14 protein-coding genes and 1 pseudogene are annotated in these 19,780 nt (G+C 70.7%); 9 read left to right on the plus strand and 6 right to left on the minus strand.

Annotated features, from left to right (window positions below; all coding sequences use genetic code 11):
• Nucleotides 1–57: 57 nt before the first annotated feature.
• The 3 genes from fxsT to F1615_RS23060 all read right to left on the minus strand — a co-directional run bounded on the left by fxsT (nucleotide 58) and on the right by F1615_RS23060 (nucleotide 6,077).
• Nucleotides 58–3,939: an FxSxx-COOH system tetratricopeptide repeat protein gene (gene fxsT / locus F1615_RS23050; RefSeq protein ID WP_149550952.1), complete on the minus strand. Its 3,882-nt coding sequence runs from the start codon at nucleotides 3,937–3,939 to the stop codon at nucleotides 58–60.
• Between the two features lie 194 nt (nucleotides 3,940–4,133).
• Nucleotides 4,134–5,597, minus strand: coding sequence for an effector-associated domain 2-containing protein (locus F1615_RS23055; RefSeq protein WP_149550953.1), 1,464 nt, complete (start codon nucleotides 5,595–5,597; stop codon nucleotides 4,134–4,136).
• 126 nt (nucleotides 5,598–5,723) lie between these two features.
• The gene (locus tag F1615_RS23060; RefSeq protein WP_244328818.1) at nucleotides 5,724–6,077 is read right to left on the minus strand and encodes a trypco2 family protein; all 354 of its coding nucleotides are present in this window, start codon (nucleotides 6,075–6,077) and stop codon (nucleotides 5,724–5,726) included.
• 217 nt (nucleotides 6,078–6,294) lie between these two features.
• On the opposite strand from F1615_RS23060, the gene F1615_RS36880 reads away from it, so the two are divergent.
• Complete coding sequence (locus F1615_RS36880) at nucleotides 6,295–6,417, plus strand: hypothetical protein (protein ID WP_280118903.1); 123 nt, start codon at nucleotides 6,295–6,297, stop codon at nucleotides 6,415–6,417.
• Nucleotides 6,418–6,512: 95 nt separating this feature from the next.
• A complete protein-coding gene (gene fusA, locus F1615_RS23065) occupies nucleotides 6,513–8,573 on the plus strand; it encodes an elongation factor G (RefSeq protein ID WP_149550955.1) in 2,061 nt (686 codons plus the stop codon).
• A gap of 111 nt (nucleotides 8,574–8,684) precedes the next feature.
• On the opposite strand, the gene F1615_RS23070 is transcribed toward fusA, so the two are convergent.
• On the minus strand, nucleotides 8,685–10,478 hold the full coding sequence (locus F1615_RS23070; RefSeq protein WP_149550956.1) for a coagulation factor 5/8 type domain-containing protein: 1,794 nt from the start codon (nucleotides 10,476–10,478) through the stop codon (nucleotides 8,685–8,687).
• A gap of 288 nt (nucleotides 10,479–10,766) precedes the next feature.
• Between F1615_RS23070 and F1615_RS23075 the strand changes: the two genes are divergently transcribed.
• Genes F1615_RS23075 through F1615_RS23090 form a run of 4 tightly spaced genes read left to right on the plus strand, consistent with a single transcriptional unit; the run spans nucleotide 10,767 to nucleotide 15,326 of the window.
• A complete protein-coding gene (locus tag F1615_RS23075) occupies nucleotides 10,767–12,083 on the plus strand; it encodes an ABC transporter substrate-binding protein (RefSeq protein ID WP_149550957.1) in 1,317 nt (438 codons plus the stop codon).
• 14 nt (nucleotides 12,084–12,097) lie between these two features.
• Nucleotides 12,098–13,081, plus strand: coding sequence for a carbohydrate ABC transporter permease (locus F1615_RS23080; RefSeq protein ID WP_149550958.1), 984 nt, complete (start codon nucleotides 12,098–12,100; stop codon nucleotides 13,079–13,081).
• A 17-nt stretch (nucleotides 13,082–13,098) separates the two neighbouring features.
• Nucleotides 13,099–13,938 (plus strand): ABC transporter permease subunit, encoded by an 840-nt coding sequence (locus F1615_RS23085; protein ID WP_149550972.1) that lies wholly within the window; start codon nucleotides 13,099–13,101, stop codon nucleotides 13,936–13,938.
• Nucleotides 13,939–13,967: 29 nt separating this feature from the next.
• Nucleotides 13,968–15,326 carry a GH1 family beta-glucosidase gene (locus tag F1615_RS23090; protein ID WP_208818380.1) on the plus strand — a complete coding sequence of 453 codons (1,359 nt, stop codon included), beginning with the start codon at nucleotides 13,968–13,970 and terminating at the stop codon, nucleotides 15,324–15,326.
• 55 nt (nucleotides 15,327–15,381) lie between these two features.
• Here F1615_RS23090 and F1615_RS23095 read toward each other — a convergent pair whose 3' ends face one another.
• Entirely contained in the window at nucleotides 15,382–15,591 is a 210-nt protein-coding gene (locus F1615_RS23095) for a 4-oxalocrotonate tautomerase family protein (RefSeq protein WP_149550960.1), read from the minus strand.
• A gap of 116 nt (nucleotides 15,592–15,707) precedes the next feature.
• Nucleotides 15,708–16,469, minus strand: coding sequence for an SDR family oxidoreductase (locus F1615_RS23100; protein WP_149550961.1), 762 nt, complete (start codon nucleotides 16,467–16,469; stop codon nucleotides 15,708–15,710).
• A gap of 78 nt (nucleotides 16,470–16,547) precedes the next feature.
• Here F1615_RS23100 and F1615_RS23105 point away from each other — a divergent pair, with 78 nt between their 5' ends.
• The 3 genes and pseudogenes from F1615_RS23105 to F1615_RS23115 form a co-directional block, all read left to right on the plus strand.
• A complete protein-coding gene (locus F1615_RS23105; RefSeq protein ID WP_167533826.1) occupies nucleotides 16,548–17,417 on the plus strand; it encodes a helix-turn-helix transcriptional regulator in 870 nt (289 codons plus the stop codon).
• A gap of 137 nt (nucleotides 17,418–17,554) precedes the next feature.
• Nucleotides 17,555–18,622, plus strand: a complete 1,068-nt coding sequence (locus F1615_RS23110; RefSeq protein WP_149550963.1) for a Kelch repeat-containing protein — start codon at nucleotides 17,555–17,557, stop codon at nucleotides 18,620–18,622.
• Between the two features lie 340 nt (nucleotides 18,623–18,962).
• A pseudogene (locus F1615_RS23115) lies at nucleotides 18,963–19,780 on the plus strand (glycosyl hydrolase); the annotation flags it as partial.

Consider the following 19,780-nt stretch of genomic DNA (forward strand, 5'->3'; position numbering starts at 1 on the left):
GCCGTGACGCAAGTACTCCATCGCGTTCCGCCTCCTTGTGGAGCCGGAAGCGGGCCTCTACAACGGCATGGGGTCGATGTCGCAGTTCGCCCGTTCACCGTTGAGGAAGGCGACGGCCGCCGGGTGCGGAGAGGCCTCCTCGTCGCCGTGCTGCGTGTTGAGTACCCGTGCCATGCGCTCGAGGGTGTCGGACCGTACGGTCTCTCCCTCATCCTCCTGGCCCGCGGCCACCAGGTCGAGTGAGAGGTTCGCGGCGCAGGCAAGCGTCGTCGGGTGGTCGGGTCCGAAGCTGCGCCGGCACTGCGCCAGGGTGTCGCGTCCCTTGCGGATCGCCTCGTCGAGCTCACCCAGCGCGGCCAGGTCGCTGGCCAGGTTCACGGCCGCCACCAAGGTGAAGGGGTGACCGGCGCCGAGGATCTCGGACAGTGCCGCAACCGCCTCGTCGTCCAGCCTCCGGGCCTCCCCGTGCCGGCCGAGCAGCCGCTCGGACACGGCCAGGCCCACGTCCGCGGCCAGGGTGTACGGGTGCTGAGGATGGAAGACCTTGCGGTAGCCCGAACAGGCTTGCGCACCGCGCGCCCGCGCCGCCTCGAGGTCGCCGTTCTGGCGCAGCGCGATGGCGAGCGGCAGTGCGGTAGCCAGGGACTGCGGGTGGGTGTCGCCGTACCGCCGGGTGAACGCCTCGTGGGATTTGATGGCCAGCTCCAGCGCACGGGGATGGTTGCCGGCCTTGCGGCTGGCGATGCCCAGTTCGCGCTCGGTGCTGATCGTGGCCGGGTTGTTGTTGCCGAAGACGTCCCGGAACGCCTCGAGTGCGGCTTCCTGCAGCCGGAGCGCCCCGATGTAGTCGCCCGATTCGCGCACGTCGATGGCGATCGAATTCTCCGTGATGAGGCTGCGCTGGTCGTCGCGTCCGAACAGGCGCAGTTTGAGATGCCACGTCTTCCGGTCGAGTTGCAGCGCCTCCTGGAACTCACCGGACAGGCGCAGACTCACACCCAGGTTGTGGGCCATGTTGAGGCTGGCCGGGTCGTCGTCGCCGAAGGCCCGGTGGGCCCGGTCGTGGACGAGCCGGTCCAGTTCGGCGCCCTCCAGGAAGCGTCCCTGGGCGCGTCGCACAGCGGCCTCCATCTGGGCGGCGTCCAGTGACTCCTCGCTGTCGGGCGACGAGACGCGCTCGTGGACGCTCCTGATGTGCTCCACCAAGGTGGAGGCGTCGGTGTGCCGGCCGACCATGAGGTAGACGAAGACCAGCCAGCGCCCCATCAGAAGGGTCTGTGTGTCCTCCTCCCCGAAACGCTCCACCCAGGCGTTCCAGGCGGTCTCGGAGAAGTCGAGCGAGACGTCGTGGTCGCCCCAGTAGTACAGGTATTTGGCGATGTTCATCACCAGCTGGCGCATCCACGGCTGGTCGGAGGTGACGCCGCCGGAGGCGATGACGTGCGTGTAGAGCTCCGCGTAGCGGGGCCAGCTCTCCGGGTCGGTGGGCGTCCTCGGATCCGCGGCCGCCATCAGGGCGTGGGCGCCTTCACGCATGCGGTTCTGCTCCTCTGGGCTCATACGGTTGATCAGTACGTGCTGGACCAACCGGTGCATCTCGATGGAGTTCGTACGGTGGTCGATTCGGGCGAGCGAGTAGCGGTTGATCTCCCGTATCGCGCGTGCGAGCTTCATCGGGTCGTTCAGAGCCGCGTCCAGTTCGGGAAAAATGGTGGTGTATCCCGGGCCGGACAGGATTTGCCTGGAGATGGGGTCGGGTGCGAAGTACGAGCACAGCTGCAGCAGCCGCAGGGCGGCAGGGCTGCGGGTCTCCAGGTGGTCGAGTGAGACGTTCCAGGCGGCGGCGACGGGCAGTTGGTAGTCCGGCGGCGGCGCTGTCTCGAGAAGTTCGTTCCGCTTGCTCTCGAACAGCCGTAGGTACTCGGACGCCGGCATACCGGTCTCCGCCCGCCAGGCGGCCGCCTGCACCAGGGCCAGTGGCAGGTCACCCAGTGCCTCGGCCAGAGCCTCGGCTTCTTCGTCGGCGAGCTCAGGTCCCGAGCCGCGGAGCAGTTCCTTGCTCTCCTCGCGGGTGAACACGTCCACCTCGAGGGATCCGCCCACGAGTCCCCAGCGGCGGTTGCGGGAGGTGACCAGGATGGTTCCGGTGCCGCCGGTCGGGAAGTACGGGCGCACTTGTTCGGGGCTGTCCGCGTTGTCGAAGATCAGCAACCACCTGGAGTACGGACGTCCCTCCCGCAGGGCCTCTCGCACCGCTGGACCGGCGATGTTGGCTTCCGAGGTGGTCACCAGGCCCAGTCGCTTGGCCAGTTCCACCAGGGACTGGCCGATCTGGCCGGGCCGCTCCGAGGGGATCCACCATACGATGTCATATTCCGATTGATGCAAATACGCGTACTCGATCGCCAGCTGAGTCTTTCCGACGCCGCCCATGCCGTGGATCGCCTCGGGCAGAACGGTGGTCGTGCCCTCCCGCAGGCGCTGGCCGAGAAGATCCAGCAGCTCGCTGCGGCCTGTGAAGTTCTGGTTGCGGGGCGGCAGGTTCCCCCAGACGCGCGGCTGAACGGCGCGTTCTCCCTCCAGAGTGCGCTGGGGTGTGGTGGACATCGGCGTGGCTCCTTCGGTGGCTCCGGGCGCGGGAGGTGGTGTCAGGGGGGCTGTGGGCGGCGGGACCTTGGCGAGCGGTACTGCATACCGCTGATCGTGCCATTTCAGGGCGTGACGCAACAATTTGGCGCGCTGAAGGTGTGAACCGGACAAAGCGTTCAGCGCCTTAAGTTCCACGCGGAGGAACGGCGCGTTCTTCACCGTGACCTGCGGTACCGACGGCTTCTGTGACAATTCGCCGGGAGGGGGGAGCAGTGCCGCGGTGGCCGGGGTCGCGGCCAGTACCTCGCGGACCTCACGCAGCGTTCGGATGGTCGCACTGCGCCGCCCCTGGGCCAGCAGTTCATCCCTGGCATCGGGGAGGAAGTCGTAGACGATCGCATCCGGGGCGTCGTGGTGCACGCCAGTGGGGCGGACCAGCCCGCTCATGAAGAACTCGGAGGCGTGGACCGGCCCGGCCCCCGGAGTCGACCCGATCAGCCGGCGGATGACCGGCAGGCTGAGCGGTGCTGCGGCGAGGCGAGTGCCCAGACGGAAGGCCACGGGAGAGGCCGCGGCACGAAAATCGAACACTCGATCGACGGCGGACGGTGGATCCTGAGCGGCGGAGAACTCCACTGCCCAGGGAAAGGCCCGAGCCGCGTCCGGCCGCCCCTTCCAGACGCCGGCCTGTGTCGCGGGCAGGTCCTGCGGGTGGGGCCCGGTCCCGGCGAGGACCTCGGACAGGGCGTGGGCGCCGTGATGCGTCAGTGACAGTACGGGTACCGCGACCGGGGCCTCGTCGTCGTGCGGGTGGGCCGAGAGGGCCGCCCCCGGAGAGACGGGGAGCTCCCGTTCGTGCCATGTCCACTCGGCATTGGCCGACCATGGGCGGGGCGACGTGACCTGGACGTGCAGCACGTCGAGGCCGGTACGGAACCAGACGTGGGGCGGCAGCGCATCGATCACCGCCACGGGCCAGGACTGTGCCCAGTGCCGGAGAAGGGGCTGTACCGCACCGAGATGCCAGCCGGCCGCGAGGGCGTCCGTGACCACCAGGACCACGCGCTGTGTTCCGGCGGCCGGTGCGTCGAGCGGCTGCTCGGCGCGGACGCGGGCGGGGAGTGCCTCGTCCGTGCCGAGCAGGGTCACGGTCTGGACGGTGAAACTCTCGGCCAGGGCGTCGGCCAGGCGGCCGAGCGCGTGGTCCCACACCCGCATCGTCACATGCCCGTCGATCACCAGCACGGCTTCTCTCGGGGTCGCGTCGCCCCCGGGACGCCAGCCGCGCCACAGGCCCGCCACATCCGCCTCGGGCCGCAACCGCTCGTGCCGAGCGCTGTCACCGGCCATGGTCACGCCCACTCTTTCGCTATGGATGCGGTACCGGCGACAGGGTGCCTTCCGCTCCGGCCCGGGTGCCGCGCGGCAGCAGCCCGGTACGAGGGCCGGCCTGCCCGCGCCCCGGGTGGACGGCCGTACTTTCCGGTCAACGCACCTGCCATCACGGAGTGCGCTCCCTTCTGTCCCCGTCCGCGGTCAAAGTCTCATCCGGCACGGTCGGAACCACCGCCCGGTGCCGAGGGGCCGGGCATGCGCTCCGGGTCGTCCAGCAACAGGGCGAGATGACGGCCGACGTGGTCGTGCCAGCCCTCGGGCCCCAGTGCCAGCGCCCGGTCGCGCCAGCGCCGGGTGCGTTCCAGAACTCCTGCCAGACCACGCTCCTGCAGGATGTCGGCGGCCGCCTCCCGAAAGGCCGTCCCTGATGCGCCCCGGTCCCACAGGATGGCCGGGATGCCGGCTCGCAGTGCGGCCACGAACTCCTGTCGGGCGGCGGGCGACTCGGTGCCGGGAGGAGCGCTGAGGACGAGGCAGACGATCTGCTCGTCGTCCTTCAGCTCCCTTTCGAGATGGAACGCGGACTGGTTCGGCGGGCTCCAGTGTGAGCGGCTCTCGGCGGGCCTCTCCTTGAGCTGCCGCCACCGGTTGTTCCACGGCCGGTGCCACGCGGCCTTGCGCAGGCGCTCGAAGCTGCGCACCACGACGGTGTAGTCCAGCACCAGGGGAGTGGGCACGGCGGCGTCGGCCTCCTTGTGCCACCACTCCACAGGCTCCGCCAGCAGCTCCCACGGCAGGATGAACTCGATCACGACCGGCTGACGCAGGTCGGACCAGCGCTCCTCGGCCTGCTCGATCAGACGGTCCGCAGCGGCCGGCAGATCGTCCCGGTGCAGCTTGACCGTCTCACCGGGTATGGGGTGCCAGCCGTCCGAGTCGGCCTGACGCCAGTGGGACACCCAGAAGGCGTCGGGGTCCACTCCGTCCGGTTCGAACTGGATCAGCAGATAGGCAGGATGGTGCGAGGGTTCACCGGGCGGCGCGAACTCGCCCTGTTGCCAGTCGGCCATTTCCTCCGCCAGACCGCGGAGTTGGGCCTGCTTGCGGTTCCAGCGCCGTAATTGCTCGGCCTCCTCGGTGCGCCCTTCCTTCACCAGGTGGTCGGCGGCGAGCGAGACGAACGCCATGGACGGCGGCAGCTCGTCAGCTGCCGTGTTGTCTCCCGCCAGGCGCAGGAAGACCTCCCAGCCTGTGTCGCACCACTCCTCCAGCTCCTGGGTGCGCGAGTGGCTGGCGCGGCGGGCGAGTGCCGTCAGGAGCGAAGGGGACCGCAGCTCGCGCAGCAGGGGACGGAGTGGGCGCAGGTCGGTGTCCTTGAAGAAGGAGGTGGCTTCCCACTCGTCGACCAGGCGCCACAGGGCGAGCACGCTCACCGATCCCTGCTCGGCGTACCCCAGACAGCGAGCCAATGTCTGTAATCCTTCGTCGACTTCCGCGCACTTCTTGACCAGCTGCCGCGTCCACAGGGCAAGGGCCTGGTCCTGACGGGGGTTCACGGTCAACCGCAGCTCCGCGGCGATGTCCTGAACCAGCATGTCCTCGCCGGCCTGCCGTCGCACGGTCTCCGTCGCCGCGAGCACACCGGACATCTCGGCCATGAGTTCGTTTCGCACGCGTACGGCGTTGCGCCCCTCCACCTCGTGCCCTCCCCCGGCCGTCATCGAGTTCGTCCGCGTCCGGTCCGGACAGCGTACGACTAGCTTTCCCACTGCGTCAGCGGCGCGAACAAGGCGGAATTCTCAACGCTCGCCGTCCACTTCGTCGCCGGAGACCAGCACGTGGTGGTGGGTGCCGTCGGGCGCCACCAGTGTGGGCTGCAGTGTGAGCGTGACGCGATGCGTGCGGGAGGACGCGACGGACACGTCCGTGTTGGCCTCGACCACCCAAAAGTTCACCTTGCCGCCGACGCCGCCCGCCCGCTCGATCGCGACGGTCGCCTCGATCTCCACGGGACCGAGCTCGAAGCGGACCGGACCGGATCCCGACCCGGCCAGGGCGGAGTCGAGCTGGTCCCTCAACTCCCTTACCACGTCGGCCAGTTCAATCATCAATCCTCCCGCGACGACCGTGCGGGTGATCTTACCGACCGACATGGCCGTGTGGGCCATACTGGCGGAGAAAGCTCCGTAGGGATGAAGGGTCCTCGAACATCGTGGCGCGCACCGGCCACCGTGATGAGCTCGAGGCCCTCCGCGCCCACTCGAACAAATGCGGTGCCCCGTGCCCGGCGTCCTCCCTACACTCGGCTCGTGACCGTGCGTCTGCCAGGGCGACGCGGCGCGCCGGCCGACGAGTGAGGGGAGCAGGACCATGCGTGAGCGCACCGCATGTGCCGTCCCCCGCCGCGGCTTCCGCTTCGAGGTGATCCTGGTGTCTCGCGCCGTCCGGTGCCCGCTGCGCGGCCGGCACCGGATGCCCGTGACGCACGTCTGACCGCCGGCGCCCCACGCCTCAGTGGGGGCGTCCGGCGCCGTGCGCCAGGGGAGATCGCGCCGCCCTTCTCCGGAACATCCGAAAGGCCACGGGCCATGCGCACCCCGAGGAACACCAACCCACTCGCCGCCGTACGCAACCTCGGCATCCTCGCCCACGTCGACGCCGGCAAGACCACCGTCACCGAGCGGATCCTGTACGCCACCGGCACCACGCACAAGCGCGGCGAGGTGCACGACGGCACCACCGTCACCGACTTCGACCCGCAGGAACGCGACCGGGGCATCACCATCTTCGCCGCCGCCGTCAGCTGCGCGTGGGACGGTCACCGGATCAACCTCATCGACACCCCCGGCCACGTCGACTTCGCCGACGAGGTGGAGCGCTCCCTGCGCGTCCTCGACGGCGCCGTCGCCGTGTTCGACGCGGTCGCCGGTGTGGAGCCGCAGAGCGAGTCGGTGTGGCGGCAGGCGGACCGGCACGGTGTGCCGCGCATCGCGTTCGTCAACAAGATGGACCGGGCCGGAGCCGAGCTGGACAGCGCCGTCGCCTCCATCCGGGAGCGGCTGCATCCCGCACCCCTGGCGGTGCAGTTGCCGATCGGCGCGGAGGACGCTTTCACCGGCGTCGTCGACCTGCTGCACATGCGGGCCCTGACCTGGACCGACGAGGGTGACGCCCGTGACGCGGCACCGGTGCCGGACGACCTGCGCGAGGAGGCGCGGCGGCGGCGCCGACTGCTGGAGGAGGCCGTCGCCGAGCTGCATCCGGGCGCCCTCGAGGAGTTCTGCGACACGGGTGCGCTCGGCACCGGCACGCTCGCGGCCGCCCTGCGGGACCTGACCCGCAGCGGCGCCGCCGTCGTCGTCCTGTGCGGTTCCGCCTACCGCAACCGCGGCATGGAACCATTGCTGGACGCCGTACTCGCCTACCTCCCGTCGCCGCTCGACGTGCCACCGGTGCGCGGCACGCGCGACGACGGCAGCGAGCAGTACCGGACCGCCGACCCGGCGGCACCGCTGACCGCCCTGGCGTTCAAGGTGAACGCGACCGCCACCGGGCGGCTGACCTACCTGAGGGTGTACTCGGGAACGATCGAGAAGGGAGACACCGTGTGGGACGCCACGGCACGCCGCACCGAGCGCGTCGGACGCATCCTGCGCGTGCGGGCCGACCGTCACGACCGGCTGGAGCGTGCGACCGCCGGCGACATCGTCGCCGTGGTCGGGCTGAAGTCCGCCCGCGCGGGCTCCACGCTGTGCGCCCCGGACGCCCCGCTGGTCCTGGAGCCCCCGGGTGTCGCCGACCCGGTCGTCTCCGTGGCGGTCGAGGCACTGAAGGGCACGGACACCGGGCGCCTGGCGTCGGCACTGGCGCGGCTCGCGGAGGAGGACCCCTCGCTGGTCGTGCGCACCGACCCGGAGACCGGCCAGACGGTGCTGTCCGGAATGGGCGAGCTGCATCTGGAGGTCGCGGTGGAGAAGATCCGGCGTGAGCAGGGTCTGGGCGTCAACGTCGGACGGCCCCGGGTGAGTTACCGGGAGACCGTCGGCCGTGGAGTGTCCGGGTTCGTGTTCCGGCACGTCAAACAGGACGGGGGCGCCGGGCAGTTCGCCCACGTGGTCCTGGACGTGGAGCCACTGGACGCGCCGGAGGCCGGCTTCGAGTTCCGCTCGGCGGTCGTCGGCGGGCGCGTGCCGCAGGAGTACGTCCGTGCCGTCGAGGCCGGCTGCCGGGACGCGCTCGCCGAGGGACCGCTGGGCGGGCATCCGGTGACCGGGCTGCGGGTCACGCTCACCGACGGGTCGACCCATGTGAAGGACTCGTCGGACACCGCCTTCCGCACCGCGGGCAGGTTCGGACTGCGGGACGCCCTGCGGGCCTGCGCGATGGTCCTGCTGGAGCCGGTGGCCGAGGTCACGGTCACCGTCCCCGAGGACGCGCTGGGCGGGGTGCTCGGTGATCTGGCCGCACGCCGCGGCCGGGTGACCGGGTCCGTCACCCGGGCCGGCGCGACGGTCGTCACCGCCACCGTTCCGCTGGCCGAACTCTTCGGCTACGCGACCCGGTTGCGCAGCCGCACCCAGGGCCGCGGCACCTTCACCACCCGGCCCACCGGCCACGCCCCCGCACCGGCCCCGGCACCGGCACGGTAGGGCGTGCACGGCGGCCCCTCCCCGGCCCCAGCCGGGGAGGGGCCGCCACCGCCGCCGCTGGGGCACGTCCGGGCCGTCGGCGTCGGCCGTCGCGTGCCCACGGCGCCGGGATCAGGGGTACGACACCACCGTGGACGGCACGGTGTCGGTGCCCGACGTCGGGGCGCCGGTGTCGTTGATGACGCACTCGTACTGCCCGTGCCCGCTCAGCGAGACGACCAGCAGATCGTGGAAGCGCACGCCCGGACGGACCGGGGCGGCGAAACCGTGGTGCTGGACGATGCTCGGGTTCACGTTGTAATAGCAGTAGCTGCCCATGCCCCAGCCCTCGTGGGTGGTGACGTGGTCGCCGACCTTGTACGCGGCGTAGCCCTTGATCGAGCCGTTCTGGACGGAGGCCTGGTCGGGGGCGTCGTAGGCCTTCTCGTTCTGGAAGAAGACCGTGCGGCCGCGTTCGCCGTTCCACTGCACGTCGTACTTGTTGAAGTGTTCGACGAACAGACCGGTGGCGAGGACGTCGTGGCCGTTGACGACGACGCCGTAGTCGCAGCGGTTGGTCTCCCAGCCGACGCCGTCGCCGTGGTCGGCGCGCCAGACCCAGGTGTGGTCGATGAGTGTGTGCCGGGCGTTGACCACCATGCTGGTGGTCGCCTTGCCGGGGCCCGCCCCGCCGATCCGGATGAAGACGTCCTGCACGGTGATGGGGTTCGCGGAGTGGTTCCGGCCGGCGCCGTTCGGGCCGATCTCGAGCAGGGTGCGCGAGTTGACCGGCCCTGCGTCGATCAGGAAGGCCGCCAGCCGTACGCCGTCGACGTCGGCGACCCTCAGGGCGGTGACGCCGTTGTCGGGGATCAGGGTGGCGTAGCCGAGACCCAGGACGACCGTGTTCGGGCGGTTCACCCGGACGGGCTGGTCCACATGGTAGATGCCCGGTGTGAGCAGCAGGTTGAGGCCCTGGTCGAGGGCCTGGTTGAGGGTGGCCGCCGAGTCGCCGGGCCTGGCGACGTAGAAGCGGTCCAGCGGCAGGGAGGTGCCGCGCGGGGTGCCGTTGCCCCAGGTGACACCGCGCGCGTCGGTCCGCAGCGCGGGCAGGAAGACGCGGTACTGGTCGCCTTCGAGGTACAGGAAGGGCTTCTCGCGGGAGATCGGCGTCGTGCCGAGCGTGGTGTACGGCGGGTCGGGGAAGCTCTGCGCCGGGGCGCCCTCGACGCCGGAGAACACCATGTTCCACACGGCGTTGGTCCAGCCGCCGACCGAACTGTCCCGGGTGTACCACTGCTGCTGCGAGTACGGCCCGACCGTGCCGTCGACACGGCTGTCGGCGATGTAGCCGCCGCTCGCCCACCCGTATCCGGACGGGGCCAGGTTGAGACCGCCGCGTACGTGCATCCGCCGGAACGGCGCGGCCTGCGCGACCGCCCACCGGTTGGTGCCGCTGACCGGGACGATCGCCAGGTTCTCCGCCGAACGCCAGAAGTTCTGCGTGGCGTTGCCGTCGAACCAGCCGGCGTCGACCGTCACGTCACCGTTGATCGTGGTGTCGTCCGGGGACAGGCCGAGGCCGGAGACCGAGGTGTAGAAGCCGATCTGGGCGTTGAGGCCGTGGTAGGCGCCGGGCTTGAACAGGAACTGGTAGCGGCCGGTCCCGAACTGCGCCGACTCCTGCCGGGCGAACACCTCGTCGAGCTTCGCCTGGATGCCCGGCGTGGACGGGTCGAAGACGATCACGTTGGGGCCGAGGTCGCCGCCGCCCTTCAGACGGTGCGGTCTTCCGCGCCCGGCCGCGGGAGCGGCGGCGGCCGCCGAGGGCAGTCCGGCCAGCACGGGAGCGGCTGCCGCGGCGCCGAGAACGGTGCGGCGGCCGAGGGCGGGCGGCCGTGGGGAGGACGGGGAATCGGGCGTCATGGGGCGGCTCTCCTGGTTCGGGAAGTGAACGGCGTGGGGTGATGGGAGCGCTCTCTCGCCGCTGAATGGTTCATCCGTGGAACGCGTGCGTCAAGAGGTGCGGCGTGAGTTGGGCGAGTCCGTCCAAACCCTTGACGGGCGGCCCCCGGAGGTTTTAACTCACGTCCTAAATTAAGCCATGAGGCACTGCGGGGGCACTGCCCGTCGCATACCGCACCGCCCGTACGCACTTCCCCGACGTACCACCGCACCGCCCGTACGCACTTCCCGGAAAGGGACACCAGGAGCATGCGCAGTATCCGAGCCGCGGCCACAGGCGCCGTCATGCTGTCTCTCGCACTTGCCGCATCCGCCTGCGGGGGCGGATCAAGCACGGGCGGCGGGTCCGACGACTCGCCGAAGGAACTCACGTACTGGGCCTCCAACCAGGGCGCCGGCATCGAGATCGACAAGAAGGTCCTCCAGCCCGAGCTCGACAAGTTCGAGAAGCAGACCGGCATCAAGGTCAAGCTCGAGGTCGTGCCCTGGTCCGACCTGCTCAACCGGATCCTCACCGCCACCACCTCGGGCCAGGGCCCGGACGTGCTGAACATCGGCAACACCTGGTCCGCCTCGCTCCAGGCGACCGGCGCCCTGCTGCCGTGGGACGCGAAGAACTTCGACAGGATCGGCGGCAGGGACCGCTTCGTCGACTCCGCGCTCGGCTCCACCGGCGCCGACGGCCAGGACCCGGCCGCCGTCCCGCTGTACTCGATGGCCTACGCCCTCTACTACAACAAGCAGATGTTCGCCGACGCCGGCATCGACGGCCCCCCGGCCACCTGGGACGAACTGGTCGCCGCGGGCAAGAAGCTGTCCAAGGACGCCAAGTGGGGCCTGGGCGCGGAGGGTTCGAACCCCGCCGAGAACGTCCACCACGCCTTCGTCTTCGCCGAGCAGCACGGCGCCGACTTCTTCACCGCCGACGGCAGGGCCGACTTCACGGGCGACGCCACCGTCGCCGCGGTCAAGCAGTACGTCGACCTCATGGCCAAGGACGAGATCATCGCCCCGGGCAACGCCGAGTACGCGCAGAACCAGTCGGTGAGCGACTTCGCCAAGGGCAGGACCGGCATGCTGCTGTGGCAGTCCGCCTCCGCCAACCTGAAGTCCCAGGGCATGAGCGAGGACGCCTACGGCATCGCCCCGGTACCCGTGCAGTCCGGCACGCCCGGCGCCGGCAAGCAGGTCAACTCCATGGTCGCCGGCATCAACCTCGCCGTCTTCAAGAACAGCGACAACCTCGACGGTGCCACCGAGTTCGTGAAGTTCATGACCAGCGACGCCGAGCAGAGGATCCTCAACACCGCGTACAGCTCCATCCCGCCGGTCGAGGCCGCCCAGGAGGACCCGGCCTTCGCCTCCCCGGCCAACGCCGTACTGAGGGACACCCTCGCCAAGAGCGCCGTCGCCCTGCCGCAGGTGCCGGACGAGTCGCAGTTCGAGACCGCCGTCGGCACGGCAATCAAGGAACTGTTCGCCGACGCCGCCGCCGGACGCGCGGTGACCACCGACTCGGTGAAGGCCGCGCTCACCAAGGCGCAGCAGCAGATGCCCAAGAAGTGAGCCCCGACACCGCCATGACTGCCACTGCTCCCGCGGCGGAGGCCGCCGTGCGCAAAGGTCCCCCCGGTGCGGCGCGCGGCCGGCGCCCCGGGCGGATCCGCCGCATCGGACTGCCCTACCTGCTCCTCCTGCCCGCCCTGCTCCTCGAACTCCTCGTCCACCTGGTGCCGATGGTCATCGGCATCGTGATGAGCTTCAAGGAACTCACCCAGTTCCACATCCGCGACTGGGGCTCCGCCCCCTGGGCCGGACTCGACAACTACACGGTGTCGGTGGACTTCGACGCCCCCGTGGGCAAGGCCCTGCTCCACTCCTTCCTCGTCACCATCGCCTTCACCCTGCTGTCCGTCGGCCTGTGCTGGCTGATCGGCACGGCCGCCGCGATCTGCATGCAGGACGGCTTCCGCGGCAGGGGCCTGCTGCGCGCCCTGTTCCTGGTGCCGTACGCCCTGCCGGTCTACGCGGCCGTCATCACCTGGGTGTTCATGTTCCAGCACGACAACGGCCTGGTGAACCACGTCCTGCACGACCAGCTCGGCATCACCGGCAAGCCGTCCTTCTGGCTCATCGGCGACAACAGCTTCGCCGCCCTGCTGACGGTGTCGGTGTGGAAGGGCTGGCCGTTCGCCTTCCTCATCGTGATGGCCGGCCTGCAGAACATCCCGCGCGAGCTGTACGAGGCCGCGGCCCTGGACGGCGCCGGAATGATCCAGCAGGTCCGCCGCATCACCCTGCCCTCGCTCCGCCCCGTCAACCAGGTGCTGGTCCTCGTCCTGTTCCTGTGGACGTTCAACGACTTCAACACCCCGTACGTCATGTTCGGCAAGACGGCGCCCGAGGCCGCGGACCTCGTCTCGGTCCACATCTACCAGGCGTCCTTCGTCACCTGGAACTTCGGCACCGGCTCCGCGATGTCCGTCCTGCTCCTGCTGTTCCTGCTCGTCGTCACGGGCGTCTACCTGGCACTCACCTCGCGCGGACGGAGGACCGCCCCATGAGCCCGACCCGGTCCCCGATGGCCCCGCCCCGCTCGTTCCTGTGGACCCGGCGGATCTTCCTGACCCTGCTGACCGGGTTCGTGCTGCTCCCGGTCTACGTGATGGTCTCCAGTTCCCTGAAGCCGCTCGCCGACGTCACCGGCGCGTTCCGCTGGCTGCCCACCGAGCTGACGATCGATCCGTACATCGACATCTGGTCCACCGTCCCGCTGGGCCGCTACTTCGTGAACTCGCTCGTCGTGGCGGGGGCCGCCACGGTCTGCTCGGTCGTCATCGCGGTGTTCTCCGCGTACGCCGTGAGCCGCTACTCGTTCCGCGGCAAGCGCGTGTTCACGGTGACCGTGCTGTCGACGCAGATGTTCCCGGGCATCCTGTTCCTCCTGCCGCTGTTCCTCATCTACGTCAACATCGGCAACGCCACCGGCATCGCCCTGTTCGGCTCCCGGGGCGGGCTGATCCTGACGTATCTGACCTTCTCGCTCCCGTTCTCCATCTGGATGCTGATCGGCTACTTCGACTCGGTCCCGCGCGACCTGGACGAGGCGGCGACGGTCGACGGCTGCGGCCCGCTCGGCGCGCTGTTCCGCGTCGTCGTCCCGGCGGCGGTCCCCGGCATCGTCGCCGTCGCCGTCTACGCGTTCATGACCGCCTGGGGCGAAGTCCTCTTCGCGTCCGTGATGACGAACGACACCACGCGCACCCTGGCGGTCGGCCTCCAGGGCTACTCCACCCTCAACGACGTGTACTGGAACCAGATCATGGCGGCCTCCCTCGTGGTGAGCGTCCCCGTGGTCGCCGGATTCCTGCTCCTGCAGCGCTACCTCGTCGCCGGCCTGACGGCGGGAGCCGTCAAGTGACCGGCTCCTCCGCCTCCGAAAGGACTTCCGTGACCATCGACTACGCCGCCCTCCCCGACGACTTCCTGTGGGGCACGGCCACCTCGGCGTACCAGATCGAGGGGGCCGTGGCGGAGGACGGCCGGGCTCCGTCGATCTGGGACACCTTCTCGCACACCCCCGGCACGATCGCGGGCGGCGACCACGGCGACGTCGCCTGCGACCACTACCACCGCTGGCGCGAGGACATCGACCTGATGCGCCGCCTCGGCACCAACGCCTACCGGCTGTCCGTCGCCTGGCCGCGGGTCCTGCCGGGCGGCGACGGCCCGGTCAACGACAAGGGCCTGGCCTTCTACGACCGGCTGATCGACGGCCTGCTCGAGGCCGGCATCACCCCGTCGGTCACCCTCTACCACTGGGACCTGCCGCAGGCCCTCCAGGACCGCGGGGGCTGGCCCGAGCGCGACACCGCCGAGCACTTCGCCGCCTACGCCTCCGTCGTCGCCGAACGCCTCGGCGACCGCGTGCACCACTGGGCGACCCTCAACGAGCCCCTGTGCTCGGCCTGGATCGGCCACCTCGAGGGCAAGATGGCCCCGGGCTGGACGGACCTGACCGCGGCCGTCCGCGCCTCGTACCACCTCCTGCTCGGCCACGGCCTGGCCGCCCGCGCCGTCCGCGCCGCGGCCCCGGACGCCCAGGTCGGCATCGTCAACAACCTCTCCACCGTCCACGCCGCGAGCGGCAGCCCCGAGGACCGGGCCGCCGCCGTCCGCATGGACGGCCACACCAACCGCTGGTGGCTCGACCCCGTCCACGGCCGCGGCTTCCCGGAGGACATGCGCGAGGTCTACGGCGTCGAACTGCCGGAGCGGGCGGGCGACCTGGAGACCATCGCGGCGCCGCTCGACTGGCTCGGCCTGAACTACTACTTCCCGCAGGTGGTCGCCGCCGACCCGGACGGCCCCGCCCCCCACGCCGCGTTCGTACGCAGGGAGGGCGTGCCGCGCACCGGCATGGACTGGGAGATCGACCCGGGCGGCATCGAGACGCTGCTGCTGCGGCTGACGAACGAGTACGGCGCCCGCAGGCTCTACGTCACCGAGAACGGCTCCGCCTTCCCCGACGTCGTCCGCCCCGACGGCACCGTCGACGACCCGGAACGCCGGGAGTACCTGACCCGGCACCTGGCAGCCTGCGCCGGCGCCGCCCGCAGGGGCGCCCCGCTGGCCGGCTACTTCGCCTGGTCGCTGCTGGACAACTTCGAGTGGGCGTACGGCTACGACAAGCGCTTCGGCCTCGTCCACGTCGACTACGACACCCAGCGCCGCACGATCAAGGGCTCCGGCCACCGCTACGCGGACATCGTCCGCGGGCACCGGGACCTCGCACGGCGGGCGGCCTGACGTTCCGGTGGGCGCGGAGGCGGGGGTGAACCTCGCGCGCCCACCGGCGCCGGGGTCAGGCGCCGCCGTTGAGCACGGCGGCGGTGAGGACGGCGCCGGCCACACCCCAGCCTCCGTCGGCGACCTCGTCGACGAGCACGACGGTGGTGGCGCGAGCCCGCTCACCGTAGATCTCCACGTACAGATCAGTGGTGCGCTCGACGATCTTCCTCTTCTCCTCGGGGGTGATGGTGCCGGCGGGGACCTTGAAGTGGGCGAAAGGCATGGCCGTATCTCCTTCGGAAGCTCTGTGGAAGCGCTCTCGTGAAGCGGAAAGTGGAAGTCACGGGGACGTGATGCGGACGTCTCAGGAGTGAACCGACAGGGTGTGCGGTCGGGTGCTCACACCATGCCGCCGTTGACCCGCAGGATCTGCCCGTTCACCCAATGCCCTGCCGGGCCGGTGAGGAAGGCGGCGACCCTGGCGATGTCCTCCGGGGTGCCCAGCCGCTCCAACGGCGGGGTCTTCGCGAGCCTGTCGATCTCCTCGGGGGTCTTGCCGTCGAGGAACATGTCCGTGGCCGTGGGACCGGGGGCGATGGTGTTCACCGTGATGTCCCGCCCCCGCAGCTCGCGGGCGAGGATCAGCGTGATCGACTCGACGGCTGCCTTGCTCGCCGCGTACGCGCCGTAACCGGGGAACTGCGCTCCGACGACGGAGGTCGACACGCCCAGGAAGGAGCCGCCCGCGCGCAGTCGCCGAGCGGCCTGCCGGGCCACCACGAAGGTGCCGCGGATGTTGGTGCGGTGCACGTCGTCGAGCACGGCCAGATCGAGGTCGGCGATGGACGACAGGGCGAGGCGGCCGGCCGAGTTCACGACTACATCCACGCCGCCGAACTCCTGCTCCGCCCGGTCGAACAGCGCGGCGACCGCGTGCTCGTCCGCCACGTCCGCCCGCACGGGGATCGCCCGCCCGCCGACGGCGGTGATCGTCTCGACCGTCTCCTCGGCCGAGGCCGCGTCCCTGGTGTAGTTCACCACCACGGCCAGACCGTTCCGGGCCAGCTCGAGAGCGACCGTGCGGCCGATCCCGCGTGATCCACCGGTGACGACGGCAACTCGCTCGGGCACCGGTGTGAAAGGGGGGTCGTTCGAAGTCATGTCCCCCACGATGCGAGGTGCCGGCCGGCGGAACCAGGTGATGTCATCCCCTGGGCCGGTACCCCGGCGCGGCCGACAATGGGTGACATGGCTGCTGTCAGATACACCGAGCTGGGCGCGTTCCTGCGGTCGCGGCGGGACCGCATCCGCCCGGCCGACGTCGGACTTCCCGCCGGGCCGCGGCGCCGCGTGCCCGGGCTGCGCCGGGACGAGGTCGCCCAGCTCGCCGGGGCATCGGTGGACTACTACAACGAGCTCGAGCGGGGCGCCGGGTCTCAGCCGTCGGAGCAGATGATCGCCGCACTGGCGAGGGCGCTGCGCCTGACCGCCGACGAGTGCGCCTACCTCCACCGCTTGGCGGGCCGCCCCGTGCCCGTGCCGGGCGGCGCGGCCTCCCATGTCCACCCCGGCATGCTCGACCTGCTCCAGCGGATGCCGTCGACACCCGCACAGGTCATCACCGATCTGCATGTCACCCTGGTGCAGAACCCGCTGGCGGTGGCGCTGCTGGGAGACCACTCCGGCTACCGGGGAGCGCGGGCCAGTTTCGTCCACCGGTGGTTCACGGAACCCGGGGCTCGGCACATGTACCCCGAGGCCGACCACGCGACCCAGTCCCGTGCGTTCGTCGCCGACCTACGGGCGGCCGCCGCCCGGCGGGACGCCAAGGACGTCGAGGTCACGTCGATGATCTGTACGCTGAGGGACACGTCGGCCGAGTTCGCCGCACTGTGGGCCGAGCACGACGTGGCCTTCCGGCGTGACGACCGCAAACGCATCCGGCATCCCGCGCTCGGGGTCGTCGAGGTCAACTGCCTCAACCTGTTCAGCGAGGACGGCCGTCAGCGGCTGCTCTGGTTCACCCCCGCCCTGAGCACCGACAGCGCCGACCTGCTCGACCTGCTCGCCGTCCTCGGCACCCAGGACGTCGTCGACTCCGCGTCCTGACGGACGCCGGCCGAGCCGGGGTTGCCCCTCACACGGGATGACATCCCCTGGCTCCCCCGCCGCGGCACGGAAACACTGAACGGGCCGAAGCCACCTGCTTCTTGCGGAAGACCAGGCCCTGTCACAAGGAGTTCCTCATGCAGCGGCGTACAGTCCTGCTCCTCGGCGCCGCCCTGGCGGTGTCCCCGGCCGTCGAGGCCCACGCGCATCCGGATCACCCGGCGGCCCCCGGTGGAACGACCCCCGTGGAACAGGGGACCTACCGCAAGCGGTGGCGGCAGCTCGCGCCGATCGCCGGCGGACCCCGGCAGGAGCACGGAGTCGCCGCCGTCGGCGACAAGGTCTACGTCATCGGCGGCATCGTTCCCCAAGGGTCCGGCGGCATCACGACCACCGGACGGGTCGACGTCTACGACACGCGCCACGACACCTGGTCGGACGCGGCACCGCTGCCCGTCGCGATGAACCATCCCAATGTGGCGGTGGTCCACGGCCGCATCTACGTCCTCGGCGGGCTGTCCGGCGGATCCGCGTGGCAGGCCCTGCCCGACAGCTTCGTCTACTCCCCGCGCGCCGGCCGATGGCGACGGCTGCCATCCGTGCCCGCGGCCATCGTGCGGGGGAGTGCCGCGATCGGCGTGCACGGGACGCGGATCGTCCTCGCCGGCGGCATGCGCGTCCTCGTGCCGGGCGCGGGCGGCCTTCAGGACACGGTGGACACCGTGTCCGCGTACGACGTCGTGACCGGCCGGTGGGAGAGCCTGCCGAGGCTGCCGCAGGCCCGCGACCACGCGGGCGGAGCCGTGGTCGGCGGGACGTTCTACGTGCTCGGCGGCCGGGACCGTGGGCAGGTGAACGTGCGGGACACCGTTCACGCGCTCGACCTGCGCGGCCGCCGCTGGTCCGAACGGGCACCGATGCCCACCGCCCGCGGCGGTATCGCCGCCGCGGCCGTGGGGACGAGGATCTACACCTTCGGCGGTGAGGGCCGGCACGACGGCAGCAACCCGAACACGGTCTTCGACGAGACGGAGGCGTACGACACCGAGCGCGACCGGTGGCGGCGGCTGGCCCCCATGCCGGTGCCGCGCCACGGCACGGCCGCCGTCGCCGTGCGCGGCACGATCCACATTCCCGGCGGCGGCGTCCTGGGCGGCGGCGCACCGGTCGACGTCAACGACTCCTACCGGCCCGCCCCCTGGTGAGCCTCGCCGGCACCATGGCACCTGAGGCACTCGAAGGATGCCGCCCGTGCTGCTCGACGGCTCGTCGAGCAGCACGGGCGGCCTGTTCCCCGGGGCGGGTGTGCGGCCCGGCAGCCCCCACCGCGTCGTACGCCTTCCGGTGTGCCGTCGGCGCCCGGAGCGCCGGTGGGCGTGGGGGCGCGAACGCGCACCCACCGTGGTCCCCGGCCGGGCGCGGTGAGAGCGTCAGCGCTCGAACCCGAGGCGCCCGGCGGGTAGTTCTTGGTTACAAGTGTTGACCGTTCATCGTCATAGACCTACGTTGACGGAACTCTTGAGAGCGCTCTCAGAAAGGTGGCTCATGAGATTCCGTAGACGTCTCGCCCTCCTGTCGGCGGCCGCGGTGGCCGCCGGAGGCCTGGTGGCGACCGCCGGCGCGGGTATCGCCTCGGCCGCCACCATCGAGGTGGGCAAGGGAAGTTACAGCGACGTCCGGCCGGCCGGGCGGCAGGGGCCGTCCAACAGCGGTGGCCAGGCGGTCAAGCCGAAGGTCACGCCGGCCGTGGCGGACAAGCCGGTGCCGACCAACGACTGGTGGTCCTCGCTGGTCTTCCAGCGGTTCGCCGCCAACCCGTGGTCGGAGAACATGTACGGCCACCCCCTCACCTACAAGGCGGTGTCCGGCGGCCTGGAGGTCGGTTATCCGACCACGCACCAGATCGTCGGTGGGGGACGCCAGTACGAGTTCCCGCACAAGGCCGACCTGACCCTCGGCCTGTCGGGCCTCAACTCGCCCGACGCCAAGGCGGACGGGTGGAGCGACTGGACCGTCACCCCGTACTGGAGCGACGGGACACGGACCCTGCGGACGACCATCGGCCACGGCATGCCGTACGTGTACGCCGAAGGCACGGGCGGCGCGGCGCAGATCAAAGCCGCGGCCGCGCCGACGGTCTTCGCCGACCGGGGCAACGTCCTCGGCGTCACCATCTCCGGCCACCACTACGCACTGTTCGCCCCGAGCAGCAGCGACTGGACCGTGTCCGGCAACGACATCCGCGCCGACCTCGGCTCGAAGGACTACTTCTCCCTGGCCGTCCTGCCCGGCAAGGACGCGCTCTCCGACTACGAGAAGTACGCCTTCAGTTTCGTGACCGGCTCCACGGTGGACTGGGAGTA

The sequence above is a fragment of the Streptomyces marokkonensis genome (assembly GCF_008312835.1).
Lineage (GTDB): Bacteria > Actinomycetota > Actinomycetes > Streptomycetales > Streptomycetaceae > Streptomyces > Streptomyces marokkonensis_A.